The sequence below is a fragment of the Brevibacillus nitrificans genome, from assembly GCF_003710965.1.
Taxonomy (GTDB): Bacteria; Bacillota; Bacilli; order Brevibacillales; family Brevibacillaceae; genus Brevibacillus; species Brevibacillus centrosporus.
Genome location: NZ_RHHU01000003.1, coordinates 1,169,954 through 1,183,937, shown reverse-complemented (window position 1 = coordinate 1,183,937; position 13,984 = coordinate 1,169,954). Strand labels below are relative to the sequence as shown.

12 protein-coding genes are annotated in these 13,984 nt (G+C 49.7%); 11 read left to right on the top strand and 1 reads right to left on the bottom strand.

The genetic code is table 11. The features are described 5' to 3' along the window. Positions 1-5 precede the first annotated feature (5 nt). The 5 genes from EDM59_RS07405 (at position 6) to EDM59_RS07385 (ending at position 5,284) form a co-directional block, all read left to right on the top strand. Positions 6-1,511: a tripartite tricarboxylate transporter permease gene (locus EDM59_RS07405; RefSeq protein WP_122923003.1), complete on the top strand. Its 1,506-nt coding sequence runs from the start codon at positions 6-8 to the stop codon at positions 1,509-1,511. A 27-nt stretch (positions 1,512-1,538) separates the two neighbouring features. Beyond that, the gene (locus EDM59_RS07400) at positions 1,539-2,591 is read left to right on the top strand and encodes an Ldh family oxidoreductase (protein ID WP_183192837.1); all 1,053 of its coding nucleotides are present in this window, start codon (positions 1,539-1,541) and stop codon (positions 2,589-2,591) included. 22 nt (positions 2,592-2,613) lie between these two features. Further along, positions 2,614-3,354, top strand: coding sequence for a cyclase family protein (locus tag EDM59_RS07395; protein WP_122923001.1), 741 nt, complete (start codon positions 2,614-2,616; stop codon positions 3,352-3,354). Between the two features lie 12 nt (positions 3,355-3,366). Further along, entirely contained in the window at positions 3,367-4,710 is a 1,344-nt protein-coding gene (locus EDM59_RS07390; RefSeq protein ID WP_122923000.1) for a short-chain fatty acid transporter, read from the top strand. Positions 4,711-4,828: 118 nt separating this feature from the next. Continuing rightward, positions 4,829-5,284 carry a hypothetical protein gene (locus EDM59_RS07385; RefSeq protein WP_246010934.1) on the top strand — a complete coding sequence of 152 codons (456 nt, stop codon included), beginning with the start codon at positions 4,829-4,831 and terminating at the stop codon, positions 5,282-5,284. 72 nt (positions 5,285-5,356) lie between these two features. On the opposite strand, the gene EDM59_RS07380 is transcribed toward EDM59_RS07385, so the two are convergent. Continuing rightward, positions 5,357-6,805, bottom strand: a complete 1,449-nt coding sequence (locus EDM59_RS07380) for an amidase family protein (protein WP_122922999.1) — start codon at positions 6,803-6,805, stop codon at positions 5,357-5,359. 367 nt (positions 6,806-7,172) lie between these two features. Here EDM59_RS07380 and EDM59_RS07375 point away from each other — a divergent pair, with 367 nt between their 5' ends. From EDM59_RS07375 to argH, 6 genes are all read left to right on the top strand, one after another. Beyond that, positions 7,173-8,600, top strand: a complete 1,428-nt coding sequence (locus EDM59_RS07375) for an amidohydrolase family protein (RefSeq protein ID WP_122922998.1) — start codon at positions 7,173-7,175, stop codon at positions 8,598-8,600. A gap of 36 nt (positions 8,601-8,636) precedes the next feature. Further along, complete coding sequence (locus EDM59_RS07370) at positions 8,637-9,458, top strand: transporter substrate-binding domain-containing protein (RefSeq protein ID WP_122922997.1); 822 nt, start codon at positions 8,637-8,639, stop codon at positions 9,456-9,458. A gap of 74 nt (positions 9,459-9,532) precedes the next feature. Beyond that, positions 9,533-10,186 carry an amino acid ABC transporter permease gene (locus EDM59_RS07365; RefSeq protein WP_122922996.1) on the top strand — a complete coding sequence of 218 codons (654 nt, stop codon included), beginning with the start codon at positions 9,533-9,535 and terminating at the stop codon, positions 10,184-10,186. 68 nt (positions 10,187-10,254) lie between these two features. Continuing rightward, positions 10,255-10,983, top strand: coding sequence for an amino acid ABC transporter ATP-binding protein (locus EDM59_RS07360; RefSeq protein ID WP_122922995.1), 729 nt, complete (start codon positions 10,255-10,257; stop codon positions 10,981-10,983). Positions 10,984-11,034: 51 nt separating this feature from the next. Further along, entirely contained in the window at positions 11,035-12,462 is a 1,428-nt protein-coding gene (locus tag EDM59_RS07355) for an amidohydrolase family protein (RefSeq protein ID WP_122922994.1), read from the top strand. Between the two features lie 198 nt (positions 12,463-12,660). Then, positions 12,661-13,977, top strand: coding sequence for an argininosuccinate lyase (gene argH, locus EDM59_RS07350; RefSeq protein WP_122922993.1), 1,317 nt, complete (start codon positions 12,661-12,663; stop codon positions 13,975-13,977). Positions 13,978-13,984 lie beyond the last annotated feature (7 nt).

The following is a 13,984-nucleotide window of genomic DNA, read 5'->3' as shown; positions in this document are numbered from 1 at the left end:
AAGATATGGAAGCATTGGATTCTCTGATCAGCGGATTCGCTCATGCAGCGACCTGGGAAAACCTGCTTTTCTGTATTATCGGGGTTTCAGTAGGAATGTTTGTCGGTGTCATGCCAGGCTTGGGGCCAGTAGCGGGAACGGCTATCCTTATTCCGATCACATACGGAATGGACCCTACGTCGGCGATTATCATGCTGTCTGGCATTTATTACGGTGCGATGTACGGCGGGACGATTACTTCCGTTTTGATCAATATACCGGGCGAAGCAGCGTCCGTCATTACCTGTATTGACGGCCACCAGCTGGCGCGCAAGGGAAGAGCGGGGCTGGCGCTGGGCGTATCGGCTATCGGGTCGTTTGTGGGTGGCATAACAGCCTTGCTGGGGCTCTCGTTCATGGCGATTCCGCTCACGAAGCTGGCACTGACTTTCGGCCCACCCGAATATTTTGCCCTCATGATCCTTGGGCTGGTCATGCTGATTGGCTTGATGGGCAAGTCGCTGGTGAAAGGATTTATTGCGGCTGCCTTTGGACTTTTGCTTTCCTTGGTCGGGATCGATCCGATCTCTGGCGCCACCAGGCTAACGTTTGGTGTGCAGGACTTTTTGGGCGGGATCGATTTTGTCATCGTAGCCATGGGATTGTTTGGGGTATCGGAAATCCTCATGAATGCCGAGGGCCAGAACAAACTGGAAAAACCGGAGAAAGTAACAGGGCTGCTGCCGCGCAAAGGCGAGTGGGCTCCCACATCCAAATCGATCGGACGGGGGACCGCGCTCGGTTTCCTGATCGGGTTAATCCCAGGAGCCAATGCTGTACTCGCATCGATCGCATCCTATTCCCTGGAGAAAAGAATCGCCAAAAACCCGGATCGCTTCGGGAAAGGGGCCATTGAAGGGGTTGCAGGTCCGGAGACAGCCAACAACGCATGCTCGGGAAGCGCTTTAATTCCGCTATTCACACTAGGTCTACCCAGCTCACCGACGGTTGCCGTCATCATGGGCGCATTTATCATGCACGGTCTGCAGCCTGGACCGCGGTTATTTACCGAGCATGCAGACTTTGCTTGGGCCGTCATTGCCAGCATGTTCATCGGCAATATCGTATTGCTTGTCATGAATCTCCCGCTCGCCAATGTATGGGCAAAAATCGCGCTTGTTCCCTATAAAGTGCTGCTGCCGCTCATTGTCATGTTTACCATGGTAGGAGCCTACACGGTTCGCAATAATATGTTCGATGTCGGAATGATGATCGTATTTGGACTGATCGGCTATGTCATGAAAAAGCTCGACATTCCCATCGCTGCCACGGTTTTGACGCTGGTGCTCGGATCGCAAATCGAAAGCTCTCTGCTGCAGTCCCTGGCGATCTCCAAAGGAAGCGCAGACATTTTTTTCACCCGTCCGATTGCGGCAGGTTTGCTCGTCGTGACGGTGGTGATCCTGCTGGTCAGTGTGTGGGCGGGCATGAAGAACAAGAAAGACATGCTGGCAGGAGATCTGGAAATATAAATGGATTCCCATAGAGGAGAAAGAAGGATGAAAATGGACTTCAATTCGCAAAAACTAACTGAATTTTCCAATTCATGTCTCGTGAAAATCGGCGTGCCACAACACGAAGCAAAAATCATTACAGAGACGATGATCGAGGCGGATGCGAGAGGAATCCACAGCCACGGACTCATGCGACTCCCGATTTACATAGAGCGAATGCAAAAAGGTCTGGTCAAAAAAGCCGCCAACATCCAAGTCGTGAACGATTCCAAGTCCATCGCGGTCATGGACGGAAATGGCTCGGCAGGGCAGGTAGTAGCGACCCAGGCAATGGAGCTGGCGATCGAGAAAGCAAAAGAATATGGCGTCGGAATTGTCAGCGCGAGAAACAGCAATCATTTTGGCATCGCTGCGCATTACGCGTTGATGGCGAGCCAGCAAGACATGGTGGGAATCGTTATGAGCAATACGGCCCCGCTGATGCCTCCCACAGGGGGAGCGGAAAAAGTGCTGGGAAACAATCCGCTTGCTATTGCGGCTCCAACGTTGCTAAAGTTCCCACTCCTTCTGGATATGGCACTCAGTAACGTAGCATTAGGCAAAATCCTTTACGCTCAAACAAAAGGCACGGAGATTCCAGCAGGCTGGGGTGCAGACCGGGATGGAAACCCTACGACGGATCCTTCCGCTGTCCTCAACGGCGGCTTTATTCTTCCCGTTGGCGGTCCCAAAGGCTTCGGCCTCGCGCTGATGGTAGAGCTGTTGACAGGTGTCTTGTCCGGCGGGGCATTCTCCAAAATGATTCCGTCGATGTACGATCTCACGCAAACGCAATCCATCGCCCATTTCATGCTGGCGATCAACATTTCTTCCTTCATGGAAGTAGAACGGTTTAAAGAGCTGTCGACGGTTCTTTCTTCCTACGTGAAAGACGCAGTCAAAGCAAACGGAGTCGAGGAACTGTACTTGCCGGGTGAAATCGAATTGTCCGCAGAAGGAAAGCGGATGCAGGCAGGCATTCCCGTCGCTGACAATGTCGTGGCTGAATTAAACAAGCTCGCAGAAGCACTGCAGGTTGAGCCGCTGCACATCCAGTAATACAGGACAGGAGGGTCCAGACATGAATACAATCATCGACTTGACAATGCCCATTTATGAAGGAATGCCTCAGCATCCTTCTCACGGAAGGACGCCGATGTTTCTGACAGGCACGAGGACCCATGACGTGTGGAGGTCGTTTAGCCGGAAAAATTACTATAACGAAGAGGATCTGGTGTCGTTTCAAAATGAGAACATCATCGTCTGCGGACACACAGGCACACATATGGATTCCTGCTTTCACGGAGATCCTGAATCGCCGTACACCATCGACAAAATGCCGATTGAATGCGGCTTTGGCGACGCGATCTGGCTCGATGTCTCACATCGCTTTGGGCCGAAAGCGCGAATTACTGCAAAAGACCTGAAGGATGCAGAAGCGAAAACGGGGACGTCCGTCCGCAAAGGAGATATCGTGCTCATTTTTACGGGCTGGTCGGCCATCCAGGACCCGGCGAGCTATGCCCTTGACCATATGGGCCTATCGATTGATGCCGGAGAATGGCTGCGTGAAAAACAAGTGAAAACGGTGGGAATCGATACATGCAATGTGGATGCGCCAGGTGAACTGACGCTGCCTGTTCACATGAATTTTTTGCGTCCGCGTTGTCTCGGGTTAGACAATGATGCGTTTATTGCCATCATTGAGAATCTGATCAATATCAACCGGATTCCCAAGTCCCGTTTTTTGTTCTCGGGAGCGCCGATTCCGTATTTAGGTGGTACAGGCGGACAAGTGCGGGCACTGGCAATTGTTGACTAAGGAGGAAGCAGCATGGCGAGGCTTACGAATTTCTTTACGGTACTTATGAGAAAATATTTGCCCGATCCTTTTGTTTTTGCCATAGGTTTGACGCTATTGGCTGTTCTGCTGGCGGTACTGGTAGAGGGGCAAAATATCGTGGCTACGGCAGCGGACTGGGGAAAAGGGTTTTGGAATTTGCTCGCCTTTACTACACAGGTTGCTGTGATGCTCGCGATGGGATACGTCTTGGCGAGAGCGCCGATTGTGGACAGGCTGCTGGATCGGCTCGTCAATCTGGTGCATACGCCGAGAACCGCCATCATCGCAGCCACGTTGGTGGGCGCAATCGGCAGCTATCTGAACTGGGCTTTTGGGCTTGTGATTGGAGGAATCGTGGCGACCAAGCTTGCGTCGAAAGTGAAAGGTGTCCATTATCCGTTGATTATCGCGGCTGCGTATAGCGGCTTTAGCCTATACGGGATGGGGCTTTCGTCGAGCGTGCCCGTCCTCGTATCGACCCCCGGCCATCCGTTGGAAAAAGCCATGGGCGTCGTGCCGTTGAGCGATACGATTTTTGCCTGGCCGATGGTGATTACGACTGTCGTGACGATCGTAACACTCCCGCTGCTGAATGCCTGGCTTCATCCGAAAAAGAAGGAAGAAGTAATCGAGTACAAGCTGGAGGCAAGTGCCCAACGGGAAGTAGCAGCAGGAGCCGAACTAGCTCTTCAGCAAGAGAGCGTCACGCTGGCTACGAAGCTGAACAACAGCCGCATTCTTAGCCTGCTCATCGGTTTGCTGGGATTCACCTACATCATTTATCATTTCGCCACAGGCGGCTCACTGGACTTTAACATTATCAATTTTATCATCCTCTTTGGCGGGATTTTGCTGCTCGGTACGCCTGCTAATTACGTGACGCAGCTAAACGAAGGGATCAAAACGGTCTCAGGTATTCTCCTGCAATATCCGTTTTATGCGGGAATCATGGCGATCATGGCGGGATCGGGCCTGGTAGACACCATTTCTGCGATTTTCGTCAAACTGTCCGATGCTTCCACGTTGCCGCTGTGGGGGCTGTGGAGTTCGTACATCATCAACTTCTTCGCGCCGTCTGGAGGAGGGCACTGGGTAGTGCAAGGCCCATTCATGATCGAAGCAGCCAAACAGCTGGGAGCGCCATTCAATCAGGTATCCATGTCTGTCATGCTGGGGAACGCGTGGAATGATTTGATCCAACCGTTCTGGATCCTTCCCGTGCTGGCTATTTCCAACCTGAAATTGAAAGACATCATGGGCTATCTGGTCATCATGATGCTGTGGGTGGGGGTTATTTTCAGCGCAGGGGTGCTGCTCTGGGGATACCTGGGGTAGTACGCATGCGAAAAAAAGCAGGAAATGTCGAACATCATCGCGAATATAATCTTTCGCCGTTCCCGTTCGCTTGAATACGTCCCCCCAATATTTGGCGACAATGGGGAGAGAAGGAGTGATGAGCGTGGAACAACTGCTTCAATTGGCGAAGGATTATTGGCCGGTTGCGCTTTGCATCATCGTGGTGGTCATGGCAGCTCAGTGGATGCTGCGCAGTCTGTTTCGGATCATTTCGCTGCTTGTGGTGATTGGGGTCGTTCTGGTCCTCTTCTTCCAATTCAGTCCTGAAGAAGTGATACAGATGGGGCGTCAGGCAGTTTCCGCTACGCAGGAAGTCGTCGACAAAACGATCAAGCCTGTGCTGGATGGGGAACTGAAGGATGCGGACATTGCTTTTCAGCCGGATGGCAGCTACGAAGTAAGGACAGCGAGTATTCGGATTGTTGGGAAAAGAGGCGAGTCGAAAGCCACCGTCTATTATAAAGACGAGAAATGGGAAGTCGACATTGGTCAGCTAGGAAAAATGTTTGAGGATCGACTGGGAAAAGCGGAACAAGAAGGAACGGCTTTGTAGCAGCTGAAAAACAAAAGGAAGACGCAGACTCCTGTGAGGGAGCTGCGTCTTTTTTGCATGTATCGATACTCCCTATGATTCCATTTGCGGTGGAATGCGCAGGCGGGTTGCTTGCTCATAGGCATACGCCATACGAATTAAAGTCGGCTCGGAGAAGGCAAGACCGGTGAACATGATCCCAAACGGTTTTCCTGCGGAGGTGTAGCCCGACGGCACCGTGACAGAAGGATAGCCTGCGCGTGCGGCAATTCCGTATCCTTCGCTGCCTGGGAAGAGGATACAATCCAGGTCGTGCTCCGTCAGCACGGCATTGATTCCTTTGTCCTGCGACATTTCCAGATCGAAGGCGCGCTGATTCAGATAGGCCGCTTCCGTCAAGGTTCCACTCGTCGCATTGGCTCGCTCCAGCAAAACCTGCCCGAACCGCAGTGCTCGTTCCTCATGCTCGCGGTTAAAGGCAATGACATCTGACAGCGTACGAATAGGGTAAGAAGCGGGCAGCGTTTTCAGGTAGGCGTTTACACCGGATTTGAATTCATTCAGGAGTACACTCGGCCCCCATTTCGCATTTTCGGTTGGGATGGTTACGGCATCGATGACAGTAGCACCTGCTTGCCGTAAATGGTTGATGGCATCCTCGTACAATTTCTTTTCCTCGTCATCGTACCTGTCCAAAAAGAAGGAGCGGATGATCCCGATACGAGCGCCCTGTAAGCCATTGACATCGAGGAAAGGCCGATAGTCTGCATGGGAGAGGCCGAGACTTTTGCCTGTTACCGGATCTTGTTCGTCTACACCAGTGAGGGCGCCGAGTAAAATGGCAGCGTCTTCCACCGTGCGAGCCATGGGACCGGCTGTATCCTGACTGGTTGAAATAGGGATGATTCCTCTGCGGCTGATGAGACCCACAGTCGGTTTGATGCCGACCAGTGAATTTTTGACAGAAGGGTGCAGGATGGAGCCGGATGTTTCCGTCCCGACTGCAACAACAGCAAAACCGGACGCGATCGCAGAGCCTGAGCCTGAGCTGGACCCCCCGACGTCCAGCTGACCGGGTCCATATGGATTCAAGACTTGTCCGCCGCGAGAGCTGTAGCCGTTTGTCATATTCTCCGTCATGTAGTTGGCCCACTCGGTCAGGTTTGTTTTCCCTAAAAGCACAGCTCCTGCCTCGCGAAGGCGAGCGGCAACGAACGAATCAGCAGAAGCATAGGAGTCTGCAAGGGCGAGTGAGCCTGCTGTTGTGTGCATGGAGTCGCCGGTTGCGATGTTGTCCTTGATCAAGACGGGAATACCGTGAAGTGGTCCGCGGCTTCCTTTTTCCACCCGTTCCCGATCGAGAGCTTCTGCAATGTGGAGGGCATCCGGATTGATTTCGCTGATCGCATTGACGGCGATTCCTTGCTTGTCGTATTGGGCAATTCTCTTTAAAAACAGGAGGGTCAATTCCCGAGAAGTGGTCGTTCCTGCTTCCATCGCTTGCTGCCATTCCCGAATCGTAGACTCATGGCTAAGCTCCATTATATTCACCTTTTTCATTCAGTTTTGACAGTTTCTATTTTACTAAATAATAGAGTGCAGTTGAAGCAAGGGATCAAATGGATCGGGAAACGAACGAAGAAATGCGAGGCGCGGGAGTGAAACTGTAAATTCGGGTGGAATTTTTTTGTCTTATTAAATTGGAATAACCCTTAAATTACCTTAAATAAACTCGGAAACAGGTGGTGAAACACGCTTTAAATATGGGTGATTATCTGAATAGACGATTTTTAATTTATTATTTAGTCTGTTCAGACAATGGGAATTAGTCAGTCAGTTGCTAATATTAAAGCGTACAAAAGACATGCGAAAGAGCAGCCAACCAAAACACCAAGATGGGGGATTTTAGGTGAAAGCAGATTTGATAGTTGCAAACGCATTCATTTTGACCATGGAAGGGAAAGGAGTCGGAATGATTGAGAATGGCGCTGTTGCGATTCGAGGGGATACGATAATCGATGTAGGTTCCTCTGATGAAATCGTAAAAGCGTACAAGACCGACCGATTGATTGATGCGACAGGCAAATTGGTGATGCCGGGTTTGATCGACGCCCACATTCACACAGGGCTCTCCCTGTTCAGAGGAGCTGCCCAGGATATGTCCCATTGGATGCAAAAAGGCTTGTGGCCTTTTAAAAAAAATACCAAAGAAGACGAAATGGTGAAGGGCTCGATGCTCAATATCATCGAGGGAATCAAAGCCGGTACGACTACGTTTTGCGATTTTGACCACGGCATGAACAAGATCGTCGCCAACTACAAGCGAGTGGGTGCAAGAGCGAGGGTCGCCCAAACCGTCAACGAAATGCCAGACAACGTCTCTTCGGTTCCTGTAGGCGAGCTGTATCCTCTTGATCCTTCTATTGGGGAGTGGAAGCTGCAGGAGAATATTCAGCTGATCGAAGAGTGGCACGAAAAGGAAAATGGCCGAATTACCTGTATGCTTGGCCCTCAAGGACCGGACATGCTAAGTGTGGAGCTTTTGCTGCAGATCAAAGCGTTGTCTGAAAAATACGATACGCGAATTCACATGCATGTGGCTCAAGGGGACAGAGAAATCAATCAAATGGTGAAGAGGTACAACAAGCGGTCGGTTGCCTTCTTGGATGAACTGGGCTATCTGAGCCGCCGATTGATCGCCGTCCACCTCACAGAAGCCACCCGCGAGGAGACACACCTGGTAGCAAAAAGAGGATCCTCTATGATTTATTGTGCAGGCAGCATCGGAATCATAGACGGACTGGTACCGCCAGTGATGGACTTTCTGGAGGCAGGGGGATATGCGGCACTTGGATCAGACCAGGCCCCAGGAAATAACTGCAACAACATGTTCAACGAGATGAAGTTTGCCGCTATTTTGAACAAGGTAAAATATTCGGATCCGAAAGTCTTTCCGGCATGGAAAGCGCTGAGAATGGCAACGATCGAATCAGCAAAAGCGATTGGGCTGGAGCATCAGATCGGAAGCATCACGAAAGGGAAAAAAGCAGATCTCATCCTCCTGAATTTGCTTGAGCCCAACCTTTCTCCGATTATTACGGATCCGATCAGAAACATAGTCCCCAATCTGGTTTACGCCGCGAAAGGCAGCGAAGTAGAAACCGTGATCATCGATGGCCAATTCATCATGGAAAATCGTCAAATGCAAAGAGTAGATGAGAAGCAGGTTGTACTCGAGGCACAGCAGGCAGCAAATCAAATCGCGCGGAGGGCACGAGAAGATATCGAGCATGCGCAGAGCGATATTTTACACATGATGAAAAACGGTTATCTGTAATCAAATATATATTTATCTGAAAAGAGGGAATGTTTCATGAAAAAAGGTTTGCTTGTATTTGTAACGCTTCTTTTACTCTTGATGACAGGATGCTCGCAGGAGACAGGGTCTGTAGCACAAGAAAAATCGACCATCGAGAAGATTCAGGAAAAGAAAAAGCTGGTCATCGGGTTCGGCTCTGGCGACATCCCGTTCCACGTAAAGGATAAACAAGGAAATTGGGTTGGCTACGAAGTTGATTTGGCTAAAGCCATGGCAGAGTCACTGAAGGTTGAAGTCGAGTTTAAGCAGTTTGAGTTCAGTGCGTTGATACCTGCTCTGCAAAACGGAGATATCGATATGATTCTCTCGGCTATGACCATTCGCGGCGACCGTGCTCTGGCAGTTACCTTTAGCCAACCGTACTACTCAACCGGCGCAGTGCTTATGGTACCGAAGGCAGATACCACGACAAAATCGTGGGAAGAGCTGGACAAGCCAGGCAAAAAGATCGCGGTTTCCCAAGGTACGACGGGTGCCCTGCTGGCTAAAAGCATCATTAAGCAAGCAAGCATTCTGGACTATGACAGCTTGACTAACGCAGCTATGGCTGTATCGCAAGGACAAGCTGACGGAATGATCTACGATGAAACAGCAGTTCGCGTGTATGAATTAATGTACCCTGGTACAGTTCGCGGAATTTACAATTTGATCTCTACTGAAAATCTGGGGATCGCTTTGAAACTGAATGATGTGAAAACACAATTGTGGTTAAACTCTTTCCTGGATTCCTACAAGAACAGCCCAACGGATCTGGCATCCCACAAAAAATGGTTTGAAACCAACGATTGGCTGAGCGAAGTAGAGCAGAAAAAGTAAGGCATGGGTCAGAGGGGGAAGCAATCTCCTCCCCCTCGATTTAGTAGCAGAGAATGTGAGCTGGAGGTCAATCGATGACATATGACTGGAGCGTAATCCCCGAGAATCTGGATCTATTTTTGGAAGGAATTTGGCTGACGCTGGAAATCTCTCTATTTTCCTTGGTTTTGAGCATTCCCATAGGCATTCTTGCGGGTCTCTTGCGGGTATCGAACAAGAAGGGGCTCTCTTTACTTGCATCCGCCTATGTAGAGTTTATCCGTGGTGTACCGTTGCTCGTTCTACTGATTTGGATTTACTTTGTCATGGGGAAAGTATTGAAATTGGGTGAATACTGGTCGGCTGTGATCGGACTGGCATTCTTTTCTGGTGCGTTCATTGCCGAAATTGTCCGCGCAGGGATCCAGGCAGTTCCCCGTGGTCAGATGGAAGCAGCCCGTTCCTCCGGCATGTCGTATTTGCAAGCGATGAAGCTGATCATACTGCCGCAAGCTTTTCGACGCGTGCTGCCTCCAATGGCATCACAATTCATCATTCTTATCAAGGACTCTTCTTTGGTGTCCACGATCTCGGTAATCGACCTCACGCTAGTCGGAAAAAACCTGGTGGCAACGACGTTCCGTTCGCTGGAAGTATGGACGTTCATCGCGTTGATCTATTTTGTCATCACGTTCTCCCTCTCCCAACTGATCGGCTATCTGGAAAGAAAGTATCGAGTTGTGGAGTAGGTGAAGAGATAAAAGCGTTTGCTACACACGGTTTGACAAAACGAAAGAGAAGGCAGAGGAGGAGTCACGTGATTTCCATCAAGGACGTTTCCAAATATTACGGAAACCACAAAGTACTGAAAAACATCCATTTGGAAATTCCCCAATCCCACATTTATGCCCTGATTGGTCCCAGCGGAGCAGGAAAAAGTACACTGATCCGCTCCATCAACGCGCTGGAGAGCATTCAGGAGGGCGAAATCACAATAGATGGTGTTCAGGTTCATGCAAAAAATACAGACATCAACAAGCTCCGGAGCAACGTCGGGTTCGTTTTCCAATCCTTTAATCTCTATCCTCATTTGACGGCATTGCAAAATGTATCGATAGCTCCGATTCAAGTGAAAAAAGAAAACAAGGAGCAAGCGGAGGAGAAAGCAAAAGCATTGCTGACCTCATTGGGGCTGGGTGCCAAAATTTCCTCTTTTCCAGGGCAGCTTTCGGGTGGACAGCAGCAAAGGGTTGCCATTGCCCGTGCCTTGGCAATGGACCCGAAGGTGATGCTATTTGATGAACCGACGTCCGCTCTTGACCCGGAGATGATTAAAGAAGTACTGGATGCTATCCGTAATTTGGCTTCAACAGGCATGACGATGGTGGTAGTTACCCATGAGATGGGGTTTGCTCGAGAAATATGCAACGAGATCGTTTTTATGGCGGACGGAAAAATCGTTGAGGTAGCGCCTCCAGAGAAGTTCTTTACCAATCCGGACACGGAACGGGCGAAGGATTTCCTGGCGAAAGTTCTTAACCATTAAAAAAAGCAAAGATTTGCAAGAAAAAAGGCGATTTTGCAGATGGAGGACCCTATGAAAGTAGATATGATTATCGCGAATTCGTTTCTCATGACGATGGAGGGCAAGGGAGTCGGCATGATCGAAAACGGCGCTGTCGCGATTAAGGACAATATCATCGTGGGGACGGGAACTACGCAGGAGATCCTATCGACACACAGGGCCGAAAGATTGATAGATGCCACGGACAAGGTAGTCATGCCGGGGCTGATCAACGCTCATCTTCACTCGGCAGGAGCATTGTTTAGAGGGATGGCCCAGGATATGTCCCATTGGATGCAAAAAGGACTGTGGCCACTAGCGAAGCATACGCAGGAGGAAGAACGAGTACGCGGTTCCCTGCTGAGCATCATGGAGGGTGTGAAAAGCGGAACGACCACCTTCTGTGATTTTGAGACACCGATGAATGAAATCGTAGGGAATTACGTGAAAATCGGGGCAAGAGCGAGAGTGGCGGAAGTTGTCAATGAGCTGCCTGATACCATTGGGGCTTTGCCAGTCGGAGAGCTGTATCCATTTGATCCGGCAACAGGACAAAGAAAGCTACAGAAAAACATCTGCTTGATGGAACAGTGGCACGAGCAGGAAAATGGGAGAATTACGTGCCTGTTCGGTCCGCAAGCTCCCGATATGATGAGCAAGGAACTACTTTTGGAATTGAAAGAACTCGCAGAGAAATACAACACCCGACTCCACATGCATGTAGCGCAGGGAGATAGGGAAATCAACCAAATGATCAAGCGGTACGGCAAACGCCCCATCGCTTTTCTGGATGAATTGGGCTATCTGGATCAACGCTTGATGGCTGTCCATTTGACAGAGGCGACCAAGGACGAAATCAGACTGCTCACGAGCAAAGGGGCCTCCATGATGTATTGTCCGGGAGCGATTGCGATCATTGATGGGCTTGTTCCGCCTGTCATGGATTTTGTGGAGGCAGGTGGTACGGCTGCGCTAGGAACGGATTCAGCTGCAGGCAACAACAGTATCAACATGTTTAACGAGATGAAATTTGCGGCTATCTTGAACAAGGTAAAGCGACAAGACCCCAAAGTGTTTCCAGCCTGGTTGTCACTCAGGATGGCCACCGTAGAAGCGGCAAGAGCCATCGGGCTTGATCACGAGATTGGGACGATTACCAAAGGGAAAAAGGCAGATATTATTATTGTGAATGTAGATGATCCTGGCTTGCGTCCCGTGATAGGTGATCCGATTCGTAATATCGTCCCGAATCTCGTCTACGGAGCACGTGGGCATGAGGTGGAGACAGTCATTATTGACGGCCGCGTCGTCATGGAGAAGCGGAAGCTGCTTACCATCGACGAAAAACAGTCTATTATAGCTGCCCAGGACGTAGTCAATCAAATTGCACAAAGAGCGCATGACGATATCGTCGGTTCAGAGAGTGATCTGCTCAAAATGATGAGGGCAGATTACCTGTAAGAAAGTAGAATAACTGCCGTTGCAGAGATTTCTATGCAATGGCTTTTTTTTATCGGATCAGAAAATAAAAAATGATTGAAATGTTCATCGGGAGTTTGTATCATTACAAATAGGGTTAATACCCTTAAATAACCCTTTAATTTTCCGAATATTCATTTGTATGGAAGTTCGAAGTGTCGCTGAGGAGGAGTATAGGCAATGAAGCTTTGGGGAGGGCGTTTTCGCAAGGAAGAAAACAGACTTATGGAGGATTTCAACAGTTCCTTGCATGTAGACAAGAGGATGTACTTTGAGGACATCTCAGGCAGCATTGCGCATGTAAACATGCTCACTCAATGTGGCATCCTAACAAAAGAAGAAGGCAGCAAGATCCTCGAGGGACTGAAAGCCATTCTTCGGGACATTGAAAACGCTTCACTGAGAATTGAAGGGAATTACGAAGATATTCATAGCTTTGTAGAAAGCAATCTGACGCAGCGAGTAGGGGATACAGGAAAAAAGCTGCATACTGCTCGAAGCAGAAACGACCAGGTGGCCGTGGATATCCGCTTATATGCGAAAAGGAAAGCACAAGAGGTAGTCAGCGTAATCGAGGAGCTTCAGGACAGTCTGCAGAACAAGGCAAACGAAAACCCTGTGATCATGCCAGGCTATACGCATCTGCAGCGGGCACAGGTCGTTACGATGAAGCATCATTTGATGGCGTACTACCAAATGCTTGAGAGAGATAAAAAGAGAATCTTGAATGCGCTGGATATTTTAAATGAGAGCCCGCTTGGATGCGGCGCCTTGGCTGGGACAACCCACGCGATTGATCGGGAGATGACGGCTCGAGAACTTGGCTTTGCCAAACCTGTGGACAACTTCATCGACGGTGTCAGTGACAGGGATTACTTATTAGAGCTGATGTCAGGCTTTTCGATCATTATGATGCACGTAAGCAGACTGAGCGAAGAGCTGATCTTGTGGAGCAGCCAGGAGTTCAAATTCATCGAGATCGACGATGCGTATGCAACGGGAAGCAGCATTATGCCGCAGAAGAAAAATCCGGATGCAGCCGAGTTGATTCGCGGGAAAACAGGCCGAGTCTACGGTTCGCTCGTTTCCTTGCTGACTACCATGAAGGGCTTGCCTCTGTCGTACAACAAAGACATGCAAGAAGACAAAGAGGCGTTTTTCAATGCGCTGGACACGACTCTTTCATGTCTGCAGATCATGTCAAAAATGATCACTTCCATGAAGGTTAAGAGTGAAAACATGGAGACATCAGTGAAAAAGGGCTTCTTGAATGCAACGGAGCTGGCTGACTACCTCGTGAAGAAGGGGATCGCCTTTCGAGATGCGCACAGCATCGTAGGCGCTGTCGTCATCTTCTGCGAGGATCGCGATAAAGGGATTGAGGATCTCTCCCTTGAGGAGCTGAAGACCTTTGACTCCGCTATTGAAGAGGACATTTATGAATATATCGATTACCGCAATATTTTAAACAAGGGGACCAAGGTCGCTCTCTTGTAGGGGGAGG

Coding starts and splice junctions, on each gene's coding strand:
- EDM59_RS07405 (WP_122923003.1), top strand. CDS start 6: ATGGAAGCATTGGATTCTCTGATCAGCGGATTCGCTCATGCAGCGACC.
- EDM59_RS07400 (WP_183192837.1), top strand. CDS start 1,539: ATGAAAATGGACTTCAATTCGCAAAAACTAACTGAATTTTCCAATTCA.
- EDM59_RS07395 (WP_122923001.1), top strand. CDS start 2,614: ATGAATACAATCATCGACTTGACAATGCCCATTTATGAAGGAATGCCT.
- EDM59_RS07390 (WP_122923000.1), top strand. CDS start 3,367: ATGGCGAGGCTTACGAATTTCTTTACGGTACTTATGAGAAAATATTTG.
- EDM59_RS07385 (WP_246010934.1), top strand. CDS start 4,829: ATGAGCGTGGAACAACTGCTTCAATTGGCGAAGGATTATTGGCCGGTT.
- EDM59_RS07380 (WP_122922999.1), bottom strand. CDS start 6,805: ATGGAGCTTAGCCATGAGTCTACGATTCGGGAATGGCAGCAAGCGATG.
- EDM59_RS07370 (WP_122922997.1), top strand. CDS start 8,637: ATGAAAAAAGGTTTGCTTGTATTTGTAACGCTTCTTTTACTCTTGATG.
- EDM59_RS07365 (WP_122922996.1), top strand. CDS start 9,533: ATGACATATGACTGGAGCGTAATCCCCGAGAATCTGGATCTATTTTTG.
- EDM59_RS07355 (WP_122922994.1), top strand. CDS start 11,035: ATGAAAGTAGATATGATTATCGCGAATTCGTTTCTCATGACGATGGAG.
- argH (WP_122922993.1), top strand. CDS start 12,661: ATGAAGCTTTGGGGAGGGCGTTTTCGCAAGGAAGAAAACAGACTTATG.